We start from the raw sequence: 22,836 nt of genomic DNA, 5'->3' as shown, positions 1-22,836 counted from the left end.
TCGTCCCTAGTTACTGAGGTAACATCAAACGGCCATTGCGCGCCTCCGGTGCCTGGGAGCAGCGCAAAATACCCCAAAATGCCCAAATCTGCGCTGATCGCCGGTAGTACCGGACTAGTTGGCTCGGATTGTCTCCAGTTCCTGCTCGCCTCGCCAGAGTACGCAAGCGTCACGGCTTTGGTGCGAAAAGGCAGCGGAATTAGCCATCCGAAGCTGCTGGAACAGCTCGTGGACTTCGAAAGTCTCGGAAATTTTCCAGGTTCCGATGACGTGTTTTGCGCGCTGGGAACAACGATCAAGAAAGCCGGATCGCAACCGGCATTCCGCCGCGTCGATCTCGAGTACCCGCTTCTCCTGGCAGAGCGCAGCCTAACTGCCGGCGCAAAGCAATTCCTGCTGGTTTCGTCGGTCGGCGCGAATGCCAAATCAGGAAATTTCTATCTGCACACCAAGGGAGAGCTTGAAGACGCATTGCAAAGGTTACCGTTTGTTTCACTGCACATCTTTCGTCCTAGCTTCCTCGTTGGGGAGCGCAAAGAAAAACGTACAGGTGAGCACCTCGGCATGGTCCTGGCAGAAGCTCTGAAATTCACGATGGTTGGAGCACTACGTAAATATCGCTCGATTCGAGCCGCGACGGTGGCGCAAGCAATGGTGAAAGCCGCCGCGCTCGGAAACACCGGAGTTCACATTTACGAGCACGACGACATCCTGAGATTGGCAGAGGTATAACGGGAATGGTGGGCAGTGCAGGACTCGAACCTGCGACCTCCTGCTTGTAAGGCAGGCGCTCTAACCAGCTGAGCTAACCGCCCGTCGCGCAGCAGAATGTTGGGCTTTTCTGACGGTAGCACACCAATTCCGGAGGAGCAAACTCGCTTACGTGGGTCCTTTATCGTTAGCGAAGTAATCCCAACTTCTCCATCGGCCAGTACACAAAAACGGCTTTGCCGTAGATGTAATTCTCGGCGACTGGGCCGAAGTCTCGGCTATCGTTTGAGAGCGAACGATGATCGCCGAGGACGAAGTACGAGTTCGGAGGAACGCTCATTTCCGGCAGTGAGCGATAGTCGAAGTATTCGCCGGGCACGTACGCTTCTTTCAACGGACGGCTATTCACGTACACTTGGCCTTCCACGATTCGAACTCGGTCGCCTGAAAGGCCAATCACACGTTTGATGTAGCTCTTGGACGGATCGAAGGGATAGTGAAATACAACGATGTCGCCACGTTCGATCGGCTCGAGCTTGTACACGAACTTATTGATGAAGATCCGCTCCTGATCCTGCAGACCTGGAAGCATGCTCGTGCCCTCTACGCGGACTGGCTGGTACAGAAAAACGATGAATAGGGCGGAGAAGGCTAATGCCAGGAGCAGATCGCGGCTCCAGCTCCAGAGAACTCGCTGGCGTTTCGACGAAATGGTAGTCGGTTTCTCTGGAATCGCTTCTATCGTCATCGTTGCGGATTCTACAATCGGGCGAGTGCGCCCGGATCGGCGTTGTCTTCTCTGATTATAAGAGATGATTCAATATACTTTTTGTTTAGGTACTTCTCCCAGCAGGGGCTTACCGGTCAGGTACCGCCGGAGATTCTCGGTCACGCGGATATAATGACGATCCCAAAGCCTTTCCGTCAGGGCTGCGCTATGCGGCGTAATGAGCAGGTTCTCTAACCCCCATAAGGGCGACCCTGCCGGCAGCGGCTCGGTTTGGAAGACATCCAGAGCTGCTGCTCGTATCGTCTTTGATAGAAGAGCACGTTCCAACGCGAGTTCATCCACCAGATCGCCGCGGCTGACATTGATGAAGTATGCGTCCCTTCGCATCTTGGAAAAGGCCTCGTCATTGAACACAGCCCGGGTTCTCGAGGTGAGAGGAGCAGCAAGCAGGACATACTCGGCTTCGGCCAACAACTGCTCGAGCTGAGCTGGACCGAATACGCGCTCTGCGCCTTCACTTCCCTTGTCTGGATGCTCCCGTGAAGCTAGTACGCGCATACCCAACGCCTTTGCCAGACCAACGCATTCTCGTCCAATCGCGCCCAATCCGATCACACCCAAAGTTGCACCCTGAACTTCACGCGGACGCAAGTCGCTGCGCCACAAATCCTGTTGACCCCAATGACTCTGTGCCTGATACATGCACGCGAAGGGCAGTCCTTTGGCCAATGCGAAAACTAAGGCAATGGCATGCTCAGCTACGACTGGTCCGTGAATCGCGCTGGAGTTCGTCACTTGCACATTACTTGCAACCAATTCGGGAAACATAAGCTGATGTACAGCCGCTGTGGTCGCATGGATCCAACACAACCTACGGGCAGCCTTGAATTGCTCTGGCCGAAGCTGCCAGCCGATCAATACTTCCGCATCGACGATTTCATCAATGAGGCCGTGAAGATCTTTTAACTGAACAAACTCGTGCTCAGGAAAATCGCGCTTGAGTCTCGGTCCAAGCCAGTCAGGTGCATTCCAGAGTTCGAACCGATGATGGATAGCGAGAAGAACTTTCATGGAAAGCCACGCACGCGCAGTACAGCATCAGCGCTCTACCAGCATCACTCCGCGAGAACGCGATGCACAAGGTGAATTGAGATTGAGCCCTCGCCCACCGCTGACGCCACACGCTTAACGTTGTTCGCGCGTGCATCGCCAACCGCAAATACTCCCGGCAAACTGGTCTCAAGCAGGTAAGGAGAACGCGATAACGGCCATTCGGCGCTGCGCAGTTCTTCGGGAAGCAGCTCCGGGCCTGTCTTGATAAAGCCTTTGTCATCCAGCGCAACGCATCCGTCGAGCCATTCCGTATTGGGACTGGCTCCAGTCATCAAAAATATATGATGGATGCGATGAACCTCGCCGGCGCCGGTCTGATTATTCCTCCAGCGGACGCAATCGATCCTCCCATTGCCTTCCAGAGCATCGATCTCTGTAAATGAGTGCAATGTGATCTTAGGACTATCTTCGATCCGGCGAATGAGATAACGCGACATCGTATCGGCCAATCCGGCTGAGCGAATCAGCACGTGCACGTGTCGTGCGCTGTCGGACAGGAAGACCGCCGCCTGTCCCGCCGAATTCCCGCCGCCGACTACGATTACCTCTTCGTCTCCGCACAATTGTGCCTCGATATAAGTCGCTCCGTAGTACACGCCGATACCTTCGTAGCGGGAAAGGTTCTCGAGTGGGAGCCGGCGATATTGAGCGCCAGTAGCAATCACGATCGCGCGTGCTGGAATTTTTGTTCCACCCTCGATTTCAATTGCATACGGACGCTTAGTACAAGCCAGCTTCACGGCACTGCGCGCGATGATCATGTCAGCGCCGAACTTCTGCGCCTGGCTATAGGCTCGGCCGGCGAGTTCCTGGCCGGAGATTCCGGTCGGAAATCCCAGATAATTTTCGATTTTGGAACTTGATCCCGCTTGTCCGCCTGGGGCATTGGTTTCGAGCACGAGAACATCCAGTCCTTCCGAAGCAGCGTAGACAGCTGCAGCCAGCCCCGAGGGGCCAGCTCCGATCACGACCACATCTCGAATATGGCCCTCGTCGATCTCCGGGTTGAGTCCCAGACAATCGGCTACTTGCCGGTTGCTCGGATTCCGCAATACAAGCTTTCCCCGGCAAATCAACACCGGAACTTCGTCGATCTTGACTTGAAACTTGTCGAGCAAGTCCTGAACACCCTCGTCGCGATCGAGATCGATGTACGAATATGGATGTCCATTGCGGGAGAGAAACTCCTTGATGCGCAGCGTTCCCGGTGAGTGCGCGGAGCCAACCAGCACAGAGTCACCGATACCGTGGGCGATTAGTTCAAGACGGCGCAGAATGAATGCGCGCATAATGATCTCACTCAGCTCCACATCCGTCTGCACAAGCTGCTGGAGAGCGTGACGATTAAGTTCAATCACCTCGCCTGCTTTGCTCATCCGGCCGCAGACCAGAGCACGGCGCCCCGAGAGCATGTTCAGCTCTCCAGTGAAGCTTCCTGAAGTGTGCGTTGTGATCAGCACATCGCCCTTCGGAGTCGGCTGGACGATCTCAATCTCTCCTGAAACAACCACGAACAGGCCGGGCCCTACTTCACCCTGCTTGATCAACAACTCGCCTGTCTGCACCGGATGTGTCTTGCCCACGGCTGCGATGCGCGCAATCTGCGAAGGTGTAAGCGTCGGAAAAAGCTGTTCCCGGCGTTCAGGAGAAAGAACGGGTGGAGTATTGATTGGCGTTGCCATGGCGTCCCATTCGATGCGCCCGAGTATATCCAGGACTCAAGGGTGGCCCATGCGAAATGAGAACGGCGATAAAGATCTGGCGGAGAGAGTGGGATTCGAACCCACGATACCCGTTAAGGTATACACGCTTTCCAAGCGTGCGCCTTCAGCCACTCGGCCATCTCTCCGGGCTGCCGTTTCTATTCTACTGGATGCGCCCGTGGTAATCTCGCCTGTTTCCGAATTCTGGAGGAAGAACATGCGACATCTTGCCGGAGTGTTTGCATTGATGTTTGCCATCTCGATCGTGGCCGATGGCCAGAGTCCCGCTCCTTCGAGCAACAAGGTCGGATTCACGCCCGCGAACCTGGACCGCAGCGTCGATCCATGTCTGGATTTTTACCAGTTCGCCTGCGGCACGTGGAGGAAAAACAATCCAATTCCCTCTGACCAGCCGGCCTGGGACAGTTTCACCGAGGTCTATGTGCGCAATCAGAAAATACTGCGCGACATACTCGAAAAACAGTCGGCGGACGATCCGAAGCGCAGTGTCGTCGAGCGCGAGATTGGCGACTTGTATTACGCGTGCATGGATGAAAAGGCAATCAACAGCAAAGGAATCCAGGCGCTCAAGTCCGAGCTCGACCGCACTGCGGCGATCCAGAATCGAGATCAGATCATCGAGCGCATGGCTTACATCCAGCTGCTCACTGGTCCGAGTCCGGTATTCAACTTCAGTTCCAGCCCAGATCTGCACGATGCATCGATGGTGGTTGCTGACCTCGATCAGGGTGGAATCACGATGCCTGATCGCGATTACTACATCAAGGACGACGAGAAGACCAAAACGGTGCGTCAGACCTATCTCACCTACCTGAAGAAGTCCTTCACGCTGGCCGGACAAAATGAAGCGCAGGCGGCCCAAGCGGCTCAGACGATTCTCAACATCGAAACCGATCTGGCCAAGGCGTCGATGGATCGCACAGTACGGCGCGATCCCATGGTGCACGACCACAAAATGAGCCTCAACGAGGCGGCTGCGCTCGCTCCCAATCTGCAACTCGTAAAGTTTTTCAAGCAGGCGAACGGGATCTTTATGAAGTATCCAGTTGACGCCTGGAGAACATATTTGAATTGGCAGATGATCAACTTCGCCGCGCCTTGGTTGTCGGATCCATTCGTTCAGGCGCGCTTTGAATACCGTCAATCACTCACTGGGCAAAAGGAGTTGCAAGCGCGATGGAAGCGCTGCGTTGACCAGACCGACAATTCGTTAGGCGAAGCTCTGGGACAGTCCTATGTCGATCAGACATTTGGTGTTGAAGGCAAACAGCGCATGCTCAAGATGGTGAACGCCCTCGAGCAGTCACTCGATCGCGATATAGCCACGCTGCCATGGATGACCGATGCAACCAAGAAAGAAGCGAAGATCAAGCTGGATGCCATTCGCAACAAGATCGGCTATCCCGAAAAGTGGCGGGACTACAGCTCGATCAAAATCACCCGCGACGACTTTCTCGGCGATTACACTCGCGCCGCGCAGTTTGAGGCCCATCGCCAGGCGAACAAGATCGGCAAGCCGGTCGATAAAATCGAATGGGACATGACGCCCCCGACGGTAAACGCATATTACAGCGGCCAATTCAACGAGATCGTCTTCCCAGCCGGCATCCTCCAGCCTCCGTTTTTCACGAAGGAGCTGGATGACGCCGTGAACTTCGGCGGCATCGGCGCTGTGATTGGTCACGAGCTGACTCACGGCTTCGACGACGAGGGCCGCAAGTTCGACCCGCAAGGAAATCTGCGCGACTGGTGGACGCCCGTCGACGCGCGCGAATTCGAGAAGCGCGCCACTTGTATCTCCGACCAGTACAGCGGCTTCAATGCCGTCGACGATCTTAAGCTCAATGGAAAATTAACTCTCGGCGAAAACACAGCCGATAACGGCGGAGCTCGCATTGCGCTGGTGGCCCTACTCTCAAGCCTGCAACAACAGGCAAAGGCTTCTCCGTCCGATGATGCCCTGTCCCGCAAAATCGACGGCTTCACTCCCGAGCAGCGTTTCTTTTTGGGATTCGCGACTGTCTGGTGTGAGAACCGTAGCGATGAGTACAGCCGCTTTCTCGTTACTGTCGATCCCCATTCTCCTGGACGCTGGCGCACGAATGGTGTTCTTCAGAACATGCCAGAGTTCCAGAAAGCATTCAGCTGCAAACCTGCGCAAGCGATGGTGAGTGCGAATGCCTGTCGGGTTTGGTAATCCTCTCAGGAATGCGAATGACTACTATTTCAACTCTTTAACGTATTTTGCCAATGCATTGATTTGTCTGTCGGAGAGCTGCTTCCTGAAAGCAGGCATATTGTTCTTACCGTTCTTGATGATTTTCGCAAAATCAGAGACGGAGAGCTTTGCCATTTCAGGATCCTGAAATAATTTCGTCCCTAAGTCTCTGCCAACCCTCGCTCCTCGACCATTGTTTCCATGACACCAGACACACTTCGCATGATAGAGCTCGTCGATGGCTTTGTCGGCGGAGAAACCGGTAACTGCAGTTAAGAAAACGATCAGGCCGGTCAAGAATGGGAACGGTCGCATAAACGTTCTGCAACGCGAGGATTTTACATCGAACATGGATACATTCTTTGACGCCTGCCGATCATCAGCAGGCGCCGGTGGTGCAGAAGTGAAACTCTGCCGTCAAAAACCCCAGCTTGCAGTACAACGAATGTAAGGCGAATATTTAACTGCCGATTGCCCGCCTTTTGGGCGAATCTCCGTCTGATGTGCTCCGCGGATTAAGGTTCCGGTTACGCACGATTTCCTAATCAGCTAAGAGCCGTTGCCGATGCCAGCAGAGTAGATGGTTGTTTACGTTTGAGCCTCTTCCAGAGGATCAAATGCAAATCCAACGTTCTTTCTTCCCGAAGCTGATTAGCATTGCGGCTCTTTTTGCAGCTTTAGTGATATCCGGCTGTGGCACAGGCGGCCAGCAGTCCACTTCCAATGTGGCCAGTTCGGCGGTCACACCGGCTGCGAGCACAACACCTGCTCCGAGTGCGAATGCCAACGTGAACCCGCCTTCGCAAAACCCGGCAAGTCCGACGCCCTCTGCCCCGCCCACTCCTCCAACGCCGCAAGCGCCACCTCCAAGCGCCTCTGGAGTTCCGCATTCCTCTCACGTCTTTCTCGTGATCGAGGAAAACAAAATGTTCAGCGAGGTTTATCCAAACGGTATGCCCTGGCTGGCTGCGCAAGGAAACAAGTACGCCTACGCGACTAACTATCACGCAGATGTACCCGGCTCAACGATGGATTATCTATGGCTGTCTTCCGGCAGCGGCGAAGAGGTGTTCGGCTGCGTGGGAGATGGATGTAGCCACACCATCACATCAGACAACATATTTCGTGAGCTTGGAAAGGCTGGACTGACGTGGAAAGTCTACGCGCAATCGTTGCCCAGTCCGGGATACATGGGACCATCGACGGGAGCTTATGCAGCCCACCACAATCCGGCGAAGTGGTACTCGGACGTAATCGATAATTCGGCGCTTCAACAGAACATCGTACCTCTCACTCAGTTGACGGCAGACGTAGCGGCCAACCAGCTGCCAAATTATTCGATCATCATTCCCGACGGCAACAACGATGGATGGGACGGCTCAATGGCAAATGCTGATAGCTTTCTCGCGACGAATGTTGCTCCGCTGCTGAACAAGCCGTATTTTCAGCCAGGCGGGGATGCTCTGATGTTCATCACGTTCGATGAGTGCGATGAGGCTGTCGGTACTTGTCCGGACAACGAGCGTGTCTACACTGCGGTGATTGGTCCCAAAGTGAAACAAGGAACTGTCTCTTCTGTGCCCTACAAGCATGAAAATACGCTGCGGACGATACTCGATGCTCTGGGAGTCAATGTCTATCCCGGAGCCTCTAGCAGCGTCAGTGACATGAGGGATTTCTTCTGAGATTCGGATACGCGCTAAGACGGGGAAGTGCGCCGCGCCCTGACAGATCGTGTTAAAGCTCCGCTTTGGACGTGGGCGATTCAGCCGGCAATCAGGGGAAAAGCTACTTTCTCTTTGCTGGACGCTTCGATGGCACTCTTTTTACTGTCGCCACTCTCTACCAGCTGATGCAAGAGCTTCTGCGAACACACAAGTTCACGCAACGCCCGGCGAAATGTCTCATCCGCGAGCGCCTCACGTGCTATCTCCTCCGCCATCCGGTCGACGGCCACACTGACGGCACCCACAAGCGGTTGGCCAAGGCGTTGATCAACGATCTTCTCCAACGCACTCGCCAAGCGAGAGAGATTACCAGACGCGTATTGCCCCGGGGATAAGCGCAGAGTAAGAACTGGCGCGCCCGGAGAGATTCGAACTCCCGACCTAATGCTCCGGAGGCATTCGCTCTATCCAGCTGAGCTACGGGCGCGCTTCGCGATGGGACATCTCTAGCTTACACCAGCGAAGCTCAGGAACCTGTAGAAACGCAGCGTGCTGCGTCTCTACCAACGCTTGAAAACGAAGAAAACGGCAAACACCATGCAAACAAACCCCACAGCATAGTTCCACTTCAGTTGCTCTTTGAGGTAGAGGAGGGAGAAAACAGAAAAGACGATGAGGGTGATGACTTCCTGAATGATCTTCAGCTGAGCAGTGGTGAATTCGTACGAACCAATTCGATTCGCCGGCACTTGAAAGCAGTACTCGAAGAATGCGATGCCCCAGCTTACGAGCGTAACTTCCCATAATGGAGCCTGCCGATATTTTAGATGACCATACCAGGCAAAGGTCATGAAAATGTTCGATATGGTCAAGAGAAGAATTGTCGTCATGGAATGAGATTAGACAGAAGACGTTCTGACGAGTCGTGGCACAAACGTTTGAAGTTTGAGTTCGCTTAAGGAATCTCTCACAAGGTCGCGCAGAATAGATATTCAGGAGCCATCAGCCAGTCTTCTGGTTCTCTCGTTGCTTGCGCAGCTCCTCCATTACAGAAAAAACCAGTTCCTTGGCTCCGTTCAGCGACGAAAGTACACCTTGAAGGTCCATCGCCGGCTTACTGGGATTCCGATTGCTGGTGCAGTACACACCGTGCTGGCCAATCAGGATGAGGGCATCGGTGAGAAGGTCCATGGTCACGGCAAGGCGGCCGCGAACGGAGCCCATCATGAACTCATGCTTCTCGATTTCTTCTTTGTGATCGTCGAAGACGGACATAGATCCATTTCACCCCGAACGCGGAGAAAACCTACGCCGGGTACCTCCCGAAACAACCTATCGCGTTTCCACTAATTCCGCCTTCGGCGTCGGCGCGGCTTCCGCCTTCTGCTCTGGTTTCCAGCGCAGGATCGGTTTGCGCGCTGCTGTGGTTTCATCCATGCGCGCTACGCGGGTGTTATGTGGGGCGCTGACCACGAGTTGTGGATCGTCCTGCACTTCTTGGGCTATCGACTTCATCGCCTCAATAAACAAGTCGAGTTCTTCCTTCGACTCGCTTTCGGTTGGCTCGATCATGAGGGCGCCAGGAACAATTAGCGGAAATGAGGTTGTGTACGGGTGGAAGCCATAGTCAATGAGGCGCTTGGCGATGTCTCCAGTCCTGACGCCATTCTGTGTCTGCAGGCGATCGCTAAAGACAACCTCGTGCATGGATCCTGTCTTGTACGGCAGCTCGTAGATGCCTTCGAGCTTCTTGCGAATGTAATTGGCATTGAGCACGGCATCTTCTGTGGTTTGACGCAGACCGTCGGGACCATTCGCGAGGATGTAGGCCAGCGCGCGCACAAACATTCCGAAGTTGCCGTAAAAGGCGCGCACGCGTCCGATCGACTGCGGGCGGTTGTACTCGAAGCCGAGCTTGCCATCCGTGCGGGCGGTCAGCACGGGAGTCGGCAGGAATCGTTCGAGGATTTTCTTGCAGGCGACTGGACCGCAGCCGGGACCTCCCCCGCCATGTGGCGTCGAGAATGTCTTGTGTAGATTCAGGTGCATCACATCCACACCGAAATCACCTGGGCGTGTCTTCCCTACGAGCGCGTTCATATTGGCGCCGTCCATATAAAGAAGAGCACCCTTCTCGTGCAGGACATCGGCGATGCGGTGAATCTCCTGCTCAAAAACGCCGATCGTGCTGGGGTTCGTGAGCATCATTCCGGCGACACTGTCGTCGACGACTGATGCGAGCAGACTGGCATCGACCATGCCTTCCGAGTTCGACTTCAAGTTAATGATGTGATATCCGCAGATCGCTGCCGTGGCCGGATTCGTGCCATGTGCCGAGTCGGGAATGATGATCTTTTTGCGCGGGTTTCCTCGTGATTCGTGATAAGCGCGGATCAGGAGGATGCCGGTGAACTCACCATGCGCCCCGGCAGCAGGCTGGAGTGTGATCGAGTCCATGCCGGTGATATCGCACAGGCACTCCTGCAGCGTCTTGATGATCCGCAATGCGCCTTGCGAAATCTTCTCGGGCTGATAGGGATGTGCGTTGCCGATCCCTTCAAGTCGCGCGACGAACTCGTTCACGCGAGCGTTGTACTTCATCGTGCATGAGCCCAGCGGATACATCCCGAGATCGATGGCGTAGTTCCAGGTCGAGAGCCGGGTAAAGTGGCGGATAATCTCGATTTCGCTCACCTCGGGCATTAGCCCGACGTCTTCGCGTGCCTGTTCCCCGAGTAGCTTCTCGGCATCAACTTCCGGCACATCGAGCGGCGGCAGCTTATAGGCTTTCTTGCCCGGGGAGGACTTCTCGAAGATCAGCCCTTCGTTCTGGTTGACATGCTGTGAGACCTTTCGGATCATGCCTGCACCGCCTGGACTGCGGCATCGATCTGCTCACGTGTATTCATTTCAGTACAGCACCAGAGCGACGCATTGCCCAATTCGGGATAGAACTTCTTCAGCGACAATCCACCAACGATCTTCTTCTCCAGCAAACGGTCGTTGATCGCGTGCGGATCTTCTTTACTCTGGACCACGAATTCATTGAACCGCTTTCCGCGCGGGAACAGCACTTCGGCTTTCTTGCCGAACTCGCTGGCAGCGTAGTGCGCCTTCGCCAAGTTCTGCTTGGCGAGGTCCTTGAGGCCCTCGCGTCCATAGACATTCATGTAGATCGTGGACATCAGCGCAACCAGCGCCTGGTTCGTGCAGATGTTCGAAGTCGCCTTCTCCCGCCGAATATGCTGTTCGCGCGTGGAGAGCGTGAGCACATAGCCTCGGTTTCCATTTTTGTCTCTGGTTTCACCGACAAGACGACCAGGCATTTGACGAACGTACTTTTCCTTCGCTGCGAGCACGCCATCGTAGGGACCGCCAAATCCGAGCGGCACCCCGAAAGACTGCGCCTCCATGGAGACGATGTCCGCTTCGGCCGGAGGCTTCACGATCCCGAGTGATAGCGCTTCGGCGATCGAGACCACGAGCAGCGCGCCCTTGCGATGGGCAATCTCGGCAATCGCCGCGACATCTTCGATTGAGCCAAAGAAGTTCGGGCTCTGAATCAGGACGCATGCGCTCCGGTCGGTAACAGCCGTCTCGAGTTCATCGAACTTGAGTTCGCCGCTCTCTTCCCGATAGCCAACAAAGGTCATCGGCATATCGCGGTGGTGAAGATAGGTGTGGATCACCTCGCGATATTCCGGATGTACGGTGCGCGCGATTACCGATTCGTGGCGTCCTGTGACACGCATTGCCATCAAAATCGCCTCTGCAGCTCCGGTGCTGCCGTCGTACATCGAGGCGTTGGCGATCTCCATTCCCGTGAGCTCGCAAATCATGGTCTGGAACTCGAAGATCGCCTGCAGCGTGCCTTGGGAAATCTCCGCTTGGTAGGGCGTGTACGAAGTAAGGAATTCGCCGCGCTGGACTAAAGCATCGATGATCACCGGTCGGTAATGGTGATAAGCGCCTGCACCGAGGAAGACTGCGTAGCCGGCGGCATTCTCCTGGCTGCGCTCACGGAAGTAGTCGATGATCTCCGACTCCGCCATCTGCCGCGGAACCTTGAGATCGCGATTCAGCCGGTACTCGGCGGGGATAGCTTTGAAGAAATCGTCAACAGAATGGACGCCGATCTCGCGTAACATCACCTCGCGGTCTGCAGGAGACTTGGGAAGATAACGCAACTAGTGCCCACCCTCTTCTTTCACGTATTTGTCGTAATCGTCCGATGAAAGCAGCTTATTCACCTCGCCGGTATTGCTGAGCTGAATGCGCAGCATCCATGTGCCGTGCGCGTCGGAGTTAATCTTCTCCGGAGTCGTCGTGAGTGACTCGTTTACAGCAACAACTTTGCCCGAGGCGGGTGCATACAGGTCAGAGACTGCCTTCACCGACTCCACGCTGCCGAATGTCTTGCCGACAGTGAGTTCATCCCCTACTTTAGGTAGCTCCACAAAGACGATGTCGCCGAGAGAGTTTTGAGCATAATCGGTAATACCGATCGTGGCTTGATTGCCGTCCACCTTGATCCATTCGTGTTCGCGGGTGTAGCGGTAATCTGCGGGAAAAGCCATGCTGTCTTCCTTTGTTATTTCTCTTTCTTGGCACGTTTATAGAAGGGAGTCGGAACCACCTGTGCCTTTACTTTCTGGCTGCGGACTTCGACCAGGACTACGGTTCCAACTTGGGAATACTGCAGAGGAACGTAAGCCAGCGCGATGTTCTTCTTGAGGAACGGTGCGGGCGATCCGCTGGTGATTTCTCCGATCTGTTCGCCTGACTCGCTATAAATCTTGTAGCCGTCGCGACCGATTCCACGTTCGATCATTTCCAGGCCGGCGAGAATCCTCTTCAGCCCTTCATTCTTGGCTTTCTCCAGCGCATCGCGTCCGATGAAATTGCCTTTCTCCGTTTTGCAGTAGCGTCCCAGGTCAGCTTCCCAGACGTTAATCGTGTCGGAGATTTCGTGACCATAAAGCGCCATCTTTGCTTCGAGGCGGAGAGTGTTGCGCGCGCCAAGACCAGAGGGCAGGATTCCGAACTCTCTGCCCGCTCCCAGCACCTCGTACCAGACGCGCTCGCTCGTCGGCTCGTCGGAAGGAATGTAGATCTCGAATCCGTCTTCCCCGGTGTAGCCCGTGCGGGCAATCATCGTGTTGGGCAGTCCGCAGACCGTGCCGTAGGTGAACCAGTAATTCTTGACGGGCGTGAGGTCTACATTCGTGAGCTTACGCAGGACATCAACAGCTTTGGGACCCTGAATCGCGAGCTGCGTGTAGTAGTCGCTCAGGTTATCGGCGTGGCAGCGGAATTCGCGGACGTTCTGGCGCACCCAGTTCACGTCTTTTTCTCTCGTGCCCGCGTTGATGACCAGCAAGTAGTCGTTGTCGCCGAGTTTGTGAACGATTACATCGTCAACAAATGTTCCCTCGGGATATAGCAGCGGTCCGCGGATAAGCATGTCGCCCATATGGCTGACGTCGAAGACTCCCACTCCAGTGCGGACCGCCATGTGCTCGGCGATAAGTCCGGAGTACTCGACCGGCATGTCCCAGCCGCCAAAATCGACCATCTTGGCGCCCATCTTGCGATGGACAGCATTCAAGGCAGTCTTGCGCAGTCCGGTATTCACTTCGGCGGTAGGACTCAACGGTGTTCCTTATTTGCAGTGCGGAAGGTGACGCCCAGAACTTGCTGGGTAACCCTTGAAATTAACACGCTGATAGGGGAGGGTCAACGCGACGAGCGGCGTCGTTCTGAGTCGCGCCTATCCGCAGTCGAATCTGCTCATCCTGAGGCTTGTTAGTTAATGCTGGGGCTCGTTGGTTACGTGGTTCCGTGCCGCCCTCGGCCGGTACGCTGCTGACGCTATGCTTGCATTTTCGTGCGACCGGTAACCTCTACGCTTTTTACCGTGACGGTGTTCCTCTAACGCGCGGGTTCTTCAGCAGCATACCGGCCGAGGGCGGTCCGGAACCGCGTAACCGGCTTTAGACTCTGTTACCCTAATCTGTTTTCCCAAGACTCCGATTTGATCAGCATCACCGAGTCGACTTGCGGCGTAAAGAGAATCCTGAATGCCCCCCTTCAAGTTCAAAGGCGTTGACTTCATCGAGTTCGATTCGCTCCTTTCCGACGACGAGCGCCTGGTGCGCGATAACACGCGCAAATTCATCGAAGACAACCTGATCCCGATCATCGAGGCATGCAATCGCGAAGGACGCTTTCCGCGCGAATTAGTAAAGCCAATGGGCGAGATGGGACTCTTCGGCGCCAGCCTCAAGGGATATGGATGCGCCGGAATGTCGAACGTGGAGTACGGGCTCGTAATGCAGGAGCTGGAGTGTGGCGACAGCGGAGTGCGGTCTTTTGTGAGCGTGCAGTCTGCGCTGGTGATGTATCCCATCTATGCGTTCGGCAGCGAGGAGCAGAAGCAGCAATGGCTGCCGAAGCTCGCGACTGGAGAAAAGCTTGGCTGCTTCGGGCTTACCGAACCCGACTTCGGCTCGAACCCCGGCGGCATGCGCACGCGTGCAGTGCGCCAGGGGAATGAGTACGTTCTCAACGGCGAGAAGATGTGGATCACCTCCGGCTCGATTGCCGATGTTGCCGTCATCTGGGCGAAGAGCGAAGAGCATGGCGGCGAGGTCCGCGGATTCCTCGTCGAAACGAATCGGCCGGGCTTCTCAGCGCGGGATGTTCATGGCAAGTGGTCGCTGCGGGCATCCGTCACTTCTGGTTTGTCGCTGCAAGATGTTCGCGTCCCTACGTGCAATTTGCTGCCGCAGTCTGACGGCCTGAAGGCGCCGCTGATGTGTCTGAATCAAGCACGTTATGGGATTGCATGGGGAGCCGTGGGCGCGGCTATGTCGTGTTACGACACTGCGCTGCAATATTCACTTCTACGAAAGCAGTTCCGCGATCAGCCCATTGCCTCGCATCAGCTTGTACAGGAGAAGCTCGCGTGGATGATCTCCGAGATTACCAAGGCACAGCTTCTCGTTCTGCAAGTCGGCCGCCTGAAGGACTGTGACAAAGTTCAGCATCAGCACATCTCAATGGCCAAGCGAAACAACGTCTGGATGGCGCTCGAGAGCGCACGCATGGCCCGAGACATTCTCGGAGCGAACGGCATCGCTGACGACTATCCGATCATGCGCCATATGATGAACCTCGAATCAGTGAAGACTTACGAAGGTACTCACGACATCCACACGCTTATCATTGGAGCGAACGTTACCGGGATTGACGCGTTCTAATAGGCGGAGGACCGATGTCTGACTCATGCAAACATCTTCAAGATGCACACGATGCGAAACCGAAGTCCAAGGGCTGCGAAGAGTGTCTCAAAATGGGAGATGGATGGGTACACCTGCGGCTGTGTCTCTCGTGCGGACATGTGGGCTGCTGCGATTCATCTAAGAACAAGCATGCCACCAAGCATTATCATTCGACGAAGCATCCGGTGATTCGGTCGTTCGAGCCTGGGGAGGCGTGGCGATATTGCTATCTTGATGAGTTTTTCGTTGGGTGAGCCGCTGCGTTTAGTGAGTGGTTACAAGCATCAGGGAAGGGCATCGGCTTTAGCCGTCCCGGCAACAGAGCCGCTAAGCTATCCGGCTTTAGCCTCTGAAGGACTGCGGCGCGAGGTATATCGGCCTGCTAGACGAACCTCACCGGCTAAGCCGAAATGCTCATTGCCATTTAACGGCACGACTAAAGCCGATGCCCTTCCCTGAATCATGGCGCCAGCCCTAGTTGTTGGTTTGGAAAAATCCCTGGCTATGGAGTTCATTTCCCAAAAATGAAGCGCATCTGCTGGCTGTTCTTTTTTGTAATTACCCCCTCCTTGTTCGCTCAGCGCCTTCCTCAGACTGCTATTCCGAGTCATTACTCGCTCTTCCTTGATCCTCTCATCGCGCAAAAAACCTTCACTGGTGAAGAAACAATCGATGTGCGTGTAAGCACGGCGACGAAGGAGATCGTTCTCAACTCGCTCGATCTCGACATTACCGAGGCGGAGGTCAAGACAGACAGCTCAGCGCAGAAGGCCAAAGTGACGTACGACAAAGCGCAGGAGATCGTGCGGCTCTCGTTGCCAGCGCCGGCTCCGGTCGGACCGGCACAGATTCATCTGAACTTCTCGGGCAAGCTGACGGAAGGATTGCGCGGCTTGTATCTCAGCAAAGGTGCTCATCGACAATACGCCGTCACTCAGTTCGAAGGCACGTACGCACGAATGATGTTTCCCTGCTTCGACGAACCGTCCTTCAAGGCCGCCTTCGATCTCACCGTAATGGCCGATAAGGGCGACTCTGCCATTTCAAATGGCAGCATCGCGAAAGACGAGCCGGCAGGTGACAACCGCCACAGGATCACCTTCTCCACTTCGCCAAAAATGTCCACTTATTTAGTGGCGCTGGCGATTGGTGATTGGCAGTGCCTTTCTCGCAGGGTCGACGGTGTCTCCATTCGGGTGTGCGCTGAGCCTGACAAGACGCAATACGCAGCCTTCGGGCTCGATGTAGCCGCACATTCGATTGAGTTCTATAACCACTGGTACGGCATGAAGTACCCCTTTGGGAAACTTGATATGGTCGCCATTCCCGATTACGAGTGGGGTGGGATGGAGAATACGGCGTCGATCTTCTATCGCGATACGGCGCTCCTGTTGGGCGGGAACAACGCATCTGTATTCCGCAGGCGCGGGCAAGCGGTGACGATCGCTCACGAAATTGCTCATCAGTGGTTTGGCGATCTAGTTACGGCCGCGTGGTGGGACGACATCTGGCTCAACGAAGGCTTTGCCACGTGGATGTCGCGAAAACCGATTGAGGCTTGGCATCCAGAGTGGCATCTCGAGGACGATGCGGCGGAAGAGGCTCAGCAGATTATCGGCGTTGATTCCCTGACCACGGCCCGCGCGATTCATGGAAATCCCAGCACCTCCTCCGAGATCAAAGAGATGTTCGACGGCATCACTTATGAAAAAGGCGCCGCGGTACTGCGCATGCTCGAGTCCTATATCGGCCCTGAGACATTCCGAGAAGGGGTGAATGCGTATCTCGCGGCGCACGTTAACGGGAACGCTACTTCGGCAGATTTCTGGCAGGCTGAAGCTCAGGCTTCGGGAAAGCCGATCGACAAAATCATGGCGACGTTTGTCCTGCAACCCGGAGTTCCGTTGCTGAGTCTGTCGACTTCCTGCAACAACGGTTCCGACACACTCGAGCTGAAGCAGCAGCGATTTTTCGTTTCTCCTGAGCGACTAGAGGCGGCAAGCAACGAAACCTGGCAGATGCCGGTATGCACGAAGTCGAACAAGGACGCAGGTGGTACGTGCTCGCTGATGACTCAACCCCAACAAGCTGTTCCGTCCTCGAGCTGCGCAGATTGGGTATTCGGAAATCGCGACGCCAAGGGCTACTACCGCGTCGCGTATGCGCCCCGGGATCTGAAGAAAGTAGCTGACGCTGCCGAGCAACGACTTAATGTGCCGGAACGCATTGCGTTAGTGGAGGACACATGGGCTCTTGCTCGTGCGGGCAAGACGTCAGTCGCAGCTTTCCTGGACCTCGCAAAGCAATTGCGTAGTGATGAGAATCGGCACGTAGTCGCATCCTTGACGAGGCATCTGGAATATGTCGGCGATTCGCTTGTGCCAAGCAGTCAGGAAATTTCGTATAAAGCTGTCGTCCGCGCACAGTTTGCCCCACTAGCGAAGACGCTTGGATGGAGTGCTCGCCCGAGCGACACGGATGAACAGAAGGTGTTGCGGGCGAACTTGCTCGCTACGCTCGGTTCAGCGGCAGATCCGGATGCGGTCGCCGCCGCCCGCAAAATCGTGGACGAGTACATGCAGAACCCCGCTTCGGTGGATGGGACTATCAGTGGTAACGCCTTTGCTGTAGCAGCGGAAAATGGTGACTCAGCTTCCTATGATCAGCTATCAAGCGCGCTTGCAAAAGCGAAGACCAGCGACGAGTACAACCACTATCTCTATGCCTTGGCGGCTTTCAGAGATCCCAACCTGTCTCAGCGCACGGTTGCCCTCGTAGATCAAGGAAAAGTGCGACAACAGGAATATCCGCGCTTCTTTGGCGCTCTGCTTTCAAATCCAGCCGCTCGAGAGGCAGCATGGAAGTATCTGAAAGATCATTGGGACAGCATGGCACAGAAAGTGACCTCGTTCGGTGGAGCAGGCGCGGTTTCAGCTTTGGGAAATAGCTGCTCTGCGGAAATGAGCGAAGACGTGAAGCAATTTTTCGCGAATCATCCCGCGCCAGGCGCACAGCGGGCTGTCCAGCAAAGTGTGGAGCAAATCGACGGTTGCATTGATTTCCAGCGGCGACAGAGCGGGAACTTTCAGAATTGGCTAAGAAATAGGTCCTGACTGGCAGAGAACCAGCGCGTCTTTGCGGGAATGCAAGGGCCGACTTCGCAGGTTTAGGAACGCGCCAGCATGGTGGAGACGCAGCATGCTGCGTCTCTACCGAAGCTATCGTCCGAAGCTGTATCCGAGATTCAAGCCGTAGCGTGTAGCATGAGCGGACGTGAACTCGAGATTGTTATGCACGAAATAGAAGTGCGCTTCGGGAGCCAGATAGACGGTCTTTGTCAGGTAAAGCCGCAAGGCTGCGCCTACGTGTCCGAGAAAGTGATTGCTGCTCACGTAGTTGGTGCACTGGCCAAAGTTGTTGCAGTTCACAAAGTCACCGTAGAAGCGGATGCTTTCCGCGCCAATTCCGCCCATCGCGGCGTAGCCGATGCGACCAACCTTGCGTGCATACACAGCGTTGAAGTCATAGAAAATCGGCCGGTAGGGTGTGAGGTCCTGGTAGGTACCGCGAGTGGCCCTCCATGCAACTTCGCCATTGAATCCAAGATTGCGCCAGATAATGAAGTCGGCTGCGAAGCTCGGATACACTCCGCCGCTGAGAGATTGCGGAGAGTGGTTGAAATCATTTAAATCGAAATTGGTAGCGGATGGCGCGTTTATGCCGCTGATTCCGAATTGGGCATCCATTTGTTGTTGGGCATGAAGCGTATCTACAAGAAGAATCGACGAAATAAAGAAAAGCGCAGCAAACAGGCGTTTCACAACTCCTCCCAACCCGAAGAATAGACCCTCGATCGCTTGAATTGGCGACGGAGTTTTCCCTTAGTAACTCAGACACTCAAACTGAAGAAGATGTTGTGCTCGGCGGTTAAATAACGCCAGTTACCGAAGTCCAGCGTCCTTGTCGGATTGCCGTCGGTAAAGCTCGATCACGTTGGTGCGGGCATTGGGGAAATCAGGAGCAACTTCAAATCGATAGTTGCCGAGCGTGATTAATTTAGGCCGTTGAGCAGGGACGGCAGGATCAGAATGGGAACTCGCGATGTCTGCCTCGGCAGGAAAAATTTTTAATGCGAAGTACGCCATGAGGAGGAAGCCGGAGATGATCCAGGCCAGCTGGAACCAGAAGAGAGCGTCAACTACTTTTTCCCATACACCAGGATGCAATCGCCGCACCTCTCTTCAGATAGTAAAAAACGAGCGGAGATGATCAGGCCGTCATCTCCGCCCATGTCGCCGAGGGACGACCAGGAGAGACTTGCACGACGAAGATGTGATGTTCGTCCCTGGGCGTTATTGTCGTTCCTGCTAAATAAGACCACTTTCGGGAAGCAGTTGACCTTAAAACATGCAGTTCGGGTGTAAAGAAAGGTAAATAGCTGAGTTCCATGATATGAAACGTGCCACAATCCTAGTAGCTGGGTCATCTTAGCTCTTACACATGTTGGACAAAATCCTGATTATTGATGATGATGCGGAGCTCTGCGAAATGCTGTCGGAGTATCTGCGTAAAGAAGGGTTCGAAGTAGAAAGCGTTCAGCACGGCGCTCGCGGTTTGGAGAAAGCACGGGAAGGCAATCACCAGATGGTTGTCCTCGACGTCATGCTTCCCGGGATGAATGGCTTCGATTTACTGCGGGAGCTGCGGACAACATCCGATATTCCTGTGCTGCTTCTGACCGCGCGCGGCGATGAGCTTGATCGTATCGTCGGACTTGAAATCGGAGCTGACGACTATCTTTCGAAACCGTTCAACGCGCGCGAGTTACTGGCTCGCATTCGTGCAATCGGACGCCGAAACGCCCGAGAGCAACGCGGATCGAGCGCTACGAAGCAGCCCGTGCAAGTGGGGGACGTGGAACTCGATCCCGGATCCCGAACAATTACCCTAAACGGAAAAGTCCTGGAAACTACTACGGTAGAGTTCAATTTGCTCGAAGTTCTGCTACGATCCGCGGGCAATGTGGTAAGCCGGGATGAGATCGCTTCGGTCGTACTGGGACGGGAACTGAGTCCGTTTGATCGCAGTATCGACGTACACATCAGCAAACTGCGCAAGAAGCTCGGAAATCTCCCGAATGGTCGGGAGCGCATCAAGACCATTCGCAACACGGGCTATATGTACGTGTCGATGGTCCACTCTCCGGTACGAGAGAAACAGCTCAGATAAAATGCGCAGCCTCTTCTTCAAAATCTTTGCGTCTTTTTGGATCTGCACCGCACTTATTTTTGGAGTACTGATCGCCACGGCGGAACGGCCAACGGAAGATCAGATCCGATCTGCCGTACATCGGGGACTCACCCCTGCAATTTTGTCTAATGCGGAGATCCTCATCCATTCGTATGAGGACGGCGGCTGCAAGGCAGTGATCGAGAGTAAGAAGTCGGTCGAGCCCGGACGCATGCCGCTCGATTTGCTCGATACAGGCGGCAATTTTCTCTGCGACAACAAACATCGGAAGATCAATCTTGGAACTCTCCGGGCTCCAGGAGGAGTCGAGTTTCGTACGATCGAGAATCAGAGGTTTGGCATTACGGGCTTGCTCCCAGGACGGTCGGCGAACTATGTGGCAATTTTCGAATTAAGGCGTATCGAGCTTCCTCTAGTTCGGGGAAATCCTTTCAAACGGCTAGGACTGGCGCTAGTCATTTCAGGTTTAATTTGCGCTTTGCTCGCACGCTACTTGACTCGACCGATCACACGCCTGCGAGCAGCCGCGCAGAAAATTGCTGCCGGCGATCTGAAAGCACGAGCTGGTAAAGGCTCCGCTCAACTCGATGAAGTCGGACAATTGGTCCAGGACTTCGACCTGATGGCTGAGCGGCTGGAGGTTCTCATTGGAGCCCAGCAGCGGCTGATCAGTGATGTTTCGCATGAGCTGCGCTCTCCGCTCACGCGATTGAAGCTCGCTCTTGATCTTGCTCGCAGCGATTCGGGAATCGAGCACTCGCCACCGCTCGACCGCATTGAACGCGAGGCAGAGAGACTTAGCGGCTTGGTGGGCATGTTGCTGACACTATCGCGCCTGGAATCTGGTGACTCTGTGCCGGCGAGCACGATGGTTCACATTCCCGATCTCCTCGCCGAGATCGCTGCCGATGTTGAAATTGAAGCGCAATCTCGCAGCTGCACTGTCGCGCTAGACCGCATGCAGGAATGTTGGATCGAGGGAGATCAGGAGCTGCTGCGCAGCGCCTTTGAGAACGTGGTTCGCAACGCGATCCGCTACACCGAACCCGGAACCGCGGTTCAGATCAGCATCAAATGCGAACCCAATGACGTAAAGATCATTGTGCGAGATCACGGACCCGGTGTACCGGAATCGGAATTGGACAATGTCTTTAAACCGTTCTATCGAGTGGACACATCCCGTGAACGCCGGACGGGCGGCGTTGGACTTGGACTCGCAATCGCAGAGCGCGCCATAAAACTTCACAACGGAAAAATCGGGGCAGGTAATCTTAAAGAGGGCGGATTTCAGATCGAGATCTCGCTCCCCATGGCAGTAGTGACCGTCTAACTCGTACTGCTGGTTTATCATGCCAGCCCATGAAGATTCTCGGATGGTCGCTCCTTCTCTTCTCGCTTTCTGCCTGCATGGCGCAAGCTCCATCGCCAACTTCTCAGGCGCAACCGCAATCGCAATCTGCTGATCCGGACCTGGAAAGACTAATCCCACAACTTCAACGCGCGCATCAGGCGCTGAACGACTGGCCGAATCTTGGCCGCTACCGCGACGCGAACGCGTCAACTCCGCCGCCAGCGTCCGGGGAGAATCGAATTGTATTCATGGGAGATTCGATTACCGATGGATGGGGCAAAGGTAAGGCACAATTCTTTCCGGGAAAGCCTTACATCAATCGCGGCATCAGCGGACAGACTACGCCGCAAATGCTCGTACGCTTTCGTCCCGATGTAATCGATCTCAAGCCCAAATTGGTAGTGACGCTCGCCGGAACCAATGATATCGCTGGGAATACGGGCTCTGAGACCCTCCAGAATATTGAGGATAATCTTTCGTCGATGTCGGAGTTGGCCAGAGCGAATGGCATCCGCGTCGTCATAGCGTCTGTGATGCCGGTTTGCGATTACCTTAAGCCGCAGACTCAGCGGCGGCCTCCTCAGCAGATCGTCGCGCTCAACGAATGGATCAAGGCCTACACGGCGAAGAATGGATTTGGTTATCTCGATTACTACTCAGCGACGGTCGATAACTCCGGTATGTTCAGGAAGGAACTCACCTACGACTGTTTGCATCCGAACGACGCAGCTTATGAAGTGATGCAGCCATTGGCTGAGCAAGCAATCGCCGAGGCGCTCAAGAAATAGT

Annotated in this window: 22 protein-coding genes and 3 tRNA genes; 9 read left to right on the top strand and 16 right to left on the bottom strand. The window is 54.9% G+C overall.

Annotated elements, in window-relative coordinates; translation table 11 throughout:
- Window positions 1–78: 78 nt before the first annotated feature.
- Window positions 79–732 carry an oxidoreductase gene (locus tag DMG62_16775; GenBank protein ID PYY21808.1) on the top strand — a complete coding sequence of 218 codons (654 nt, stop codon included), beginning with the start codon at window positions 79–81 and terminating at the stop codon, window positions 730–732.
- Window positions 733–738: 6 nt separating this feature from the next.
- Here DMG62_16775 and DMG62_16770 read toward each other — a convergent pair.
- The 5 genes from DMG62_16770 to DMG62_16750 form a co-directional block, all read right to left on the bottom strand.
- Window positions 739–815: transfer RNA gene (locus tag DMG62_16770), tRNA-Val, on the bottom strand.
- An 83-nt stretch (window positions 816–898) separates the two neighbouring features.
- Window positions 899–1,459 carry a signal peptidase I gene (gene lepB, locus DMG62_16765; protein ID PYY21807.1) on the bottom strand — a complete coding sequence of 187 codons (561 nt, stop codon included), beginning with the start codon at window positions 1,457–1,459 and terminating at the stop codon, window positions 899–901.
- Between the two features lie 69 nt (window positions 1,460–1,528).
- Window positions 1,529–2,512, bottom strand: coding sequence for a D-2-hydroxyacid dehydrogenase (locus DMG62_16760; GenBank protein PYY21806.1), 984 nt, complete (start codon window positions 2,510–2,512; stop codon window positions 1,529–1,531).
- Window positions 2,513–2,556: 44 nt separating this feature from the next.
- On the bottom strand, window positions 2,557–4,236 hold the full coding sequence (locus DMG62_16755) for a pyridine nucleotide-disulfide oxidoreductase (protein ID PYY21805.1): 1,680 nt from the start codon (window positions 4,234–4,236) through the stop codon (window positions 2,557–2,559).
- A gap of 77 nt (window positions 4,237–4,313) precedes the next feature.
- Window positions 4,314–4,403: transfer RNA gene (locus DMG62_16750), tRNA-Ser, on the bottom strand.
- 71 nt (window positions 4,404–4,474) lie between these two features.
- On the opposite strand from DMG62_16750, the gene DMG62_16745 reads away from it, so the two are divergent.
- On the top strand, window positions 4,475–6,475 hold the full coding sequence (locus DMG62_16745; protein ID PYY21804.1) for a M13 family peptidase: 2,001 nt from the start codon (window positions 4,475–4,477) through the stop codon (window positions 6,473–6,475).
- A gap of 24 nt (window positions 6,476–6,499) precedes the next feature.
- Here DMG62_16745 and DMG62_16740 read toward each other — a convergent pair whose 3' ends face one another.
- Window positions 6,500–6,847 (bottom strand): cytochrome C, encoded by a 348-nt coding sequence (locus DMG62_16740; GenBank protein ID PYY21803.1) that lies wholly within the window; start codon window positions 6,845–6,847, stop codon window positions 6,500–6,502.
- 233 nt (window positions 6,848–7,080) lie between these two features.
- On the opposite strand from DMG62_16740, the gene DMG62_16735 reads away from it, so the two are divergent.
- A complete protein-coding gene (locus DMG62_16735; protein PYY21802.1) occupies window positions 7,081–8,181 on the top strand; it encodes a hypothetical protein in 1,101 nt (366 codons plus the stop codon).
- Window positions 8,182–8,261: 80 nt separating this feature from the next.
- Here the strand turns inward: DMG62_16735 and DMG62_16730 are convergent, their stop codons facing one another.
- The 8 genes from DMG62_16730 to gcvT all read right to left on the bottom strand — a co-directional run bounded on the left by DMG62_16730 (window position 8,262) and on the right by gcvT (window position 13,816).
- Window positions 8,262–8,507 carry a hypothetical protein gene (locus DMG62_16730; protein ID PYY21801.1) on the bottom strand — a complete coding sequence of 82 codons (246 nt, stop codon included), beginning with the start codon at window positions 8,505–8,507 and terminating at the stop codon, window positions 8,262–8,264.
- A 66-nt stretch (window positions 8,508–8,573) separates the two neighbouring features.
- A tRNA-Arg gene (locus tag DMG62_16725) sits at window positions 8,574–8,650 on the bottom strand.
- Window positions 8,651–8,723: 73 nt separating this feature from the next.
- On the bottom strand, window positions 8,724–9,053 hold the full coding sequence (locus DMG62_16720) for a hypothetical protein (protein PYY21800.1): 330 nt from the start codon (window positions 9,051–9,053) through the stop codon (window positions 8,724–8,726).
- A gap of 112 nt (window positions 9,054–9,165) precedes the next feature.
- Window positions 9,166–9,438 (bottom strand): hypothetical protein, encoded by a 273-nt coding sequence (locus tag DMG62_16715; protein ID PYY21799.1) that lies wholly within the window; start codon window positions 9,436–9,438, stop codon window positions 9,166–9,168.
- Window positions 9,439–9,495: 57 nt separating this feature from the next.
- The gene (locus tag DMG62_16710; protein PYY21798.1) at window positions 9,496–11,025 is read right to left on the bottom strand and encodes an aminomethyl-transferring glycine dehydrogenase subunit GcvPB; all 1,530 of its coding nucleotides are present in this window, start codon (window positions 11,023–11,025) and stop codon (window positions 9,496–9,498) included.
- Entirely contained in the window at window positions 11,022–12,350 is a 1,329-nt protein-coding gene (locus DMG62_16705; protein PYY21797.1) for an aminomethyl-transferring glycine dehydrogenase subunit GcvPA, read from the bottom strand. The genes DMG62_16710 and DMG62_16705 overlap by 4 nt, the downstream gene beginning before the upstream one ends.
- The gene (gene gcvH, locus DMG62_16700; GenBank protein ID PYY21796.1) at window positions 12,351–12,740 is read right to left on the bottom strand and encodes a glycine cleavage system protein GcvH; all 390 of its coding nucleotides are present in this window, start codon (window positions 12,738–12,740) and stop codon (window positions 12,351–12,353) included.
- Window positions 12,741–12,754: 14 nt separating this feature from the next.
- Complete coding sequence (gene gcvT / locus DMG62_16695; protein ID PYY21795.1) at window positions 12,755–13,816, bottom strand: glycine cleavage system aminomethyltransferase GcvT; 1,062 nt, start codon at window positions 13,814–13,816, stop codon at window positions 12,755–12,757.
- 427 nt (window positions 13,817–14,243) lie between these two features.
- On the opposite strand from gcvT, the gene DMG62_16690 reads away from it, so the two are divergent.
- The 3 genes from DMG62_16690 (at window position 14,244) to DMG62_16680 (ending at window position 18,559) form a co-directional block, all read left to right on the top strand.
- Entirely contained in the window at window positions 14,244–15,425 is a 1,182-nt protein-coding gene (locus DMG62_16690) for an acyl-CoA dehydrogenase (GenBank protein ID PYY21794.1), read from the top strand.
- Window positions 15,426–15,439: 14 nt separating this feature from the next.
- Window positions 15,440–15,700: a hypothetical protein gene (locus DMG62_16685; protein PYY21793.1), complete on the top strand. Its 261-nt coding sequence runs from the start codon at window positions 15,440–15,442 to the stop codon at window positions 15,698–15,700.
- 270 nt (window positions 15,701–15,970) lie between these two features.
- The gene (locus DMG62_16680; GenBank protein PYY21792.1) at window positions 15,971–18,559 is read left to right on the top strand and encodes a peptidase; all 2,589 of its coding nucleotides are present in this window, start codon (window positions 15,971–15,973) and stop codon (window positions 18,557–18,559) included.
- Window positions 18,560–18,664: 105 nt separating this feature from the next.
- Here DMG62_16680 and DMG62_16675 read toward each other — a convergent pair whose 3' ends face one another.
- The gene (locus tag DMG62_16675; protein ID PYY21791.1) at window positions 18,665–19,279 is read right to left on the bottom strand and encodes a hypothetical protein; all 615 of its coding nucleotides are present in this window, start codon (window positions 19,277–19,279) and stop codon (window positions 18,665–18,667) included.
- 108 nt (window positions 19,280–19,387) lie between these two features.
- Window positions 19,388–19,681 carry a hypothetical protein gene (locus tag DMG62_16670; GenBank protein PYY21790.1) on the bottom strand — a complete coding sequence of 98 codons (294 nt, stop codon included), beginning with the start codon at window positions 19,679–19,681 and terminating at the stop codon, window positions 19,388–19,390.
- 268 nt (window positions 19,682–19,949) lie between these two features.
- Between DMG62_16670 and DMG62_16665 the strand changes: the two genes are divergently transcribed.
- The 3 genes from DMG62_16665 to DMG62_16655 are packed head-to-tail and all read left to right on the top strand — an operon-like array spanning window position 19,950 to window position 22,835.
- Window positions 19,950–20,675 (top strand): DNA-binding response regulator, encoded by a 726-nt coding sequence (locus tag DMG62_16665; GenBank protein PYY21879.1) that lies wholly within the window; start codon window positions 19,950–19,952, stop codon window positions 20,673–20,675.
- Window positions 20,584–22,026 carry a two-component sensor histidine kinase gene (locus tag DMG62_16660; protein ID PYY21789.1) on the top strand — a complete coding sequence of 481 codons (1,443 nt, stop codon included), beginning with the start codon at window positions 20,584–20,586 and terminating at the stop codon, window positions 22,024–22,026. The genes DMG62_16665 and DMG62_16660 overlap by 92 nt, the downstream gene beginning before the upstream one ends.
- Before the next feature lie 29 nt (window positions 22,027–22,055).
- Complete coding sequence (locus tag DMG62_16655; protein ID PYY21788.1) at window positions 22,056–22,835, top strand: capsular biosynthesis protein; 780 nt, start codon at window positions 22,056–22,058, stop codon at window positions 22,833–22,835.
- Window position 22,836: the final 1 nt, after the last annotated feature.

It is taken from the genome of Acidobacteriota bacterium, assembly GCA_003225175.1.
Taxonomy (GTDB): Bacteria; Acidobacteriota; Terriglobia; order Terriglobales; family Acidobacteriaceae; genus Gp1-AA112.
Note: the sequence above shows the minus strand (reverse complement) of the source record. Positions and strands in the feature narration are given on the sequence as shown.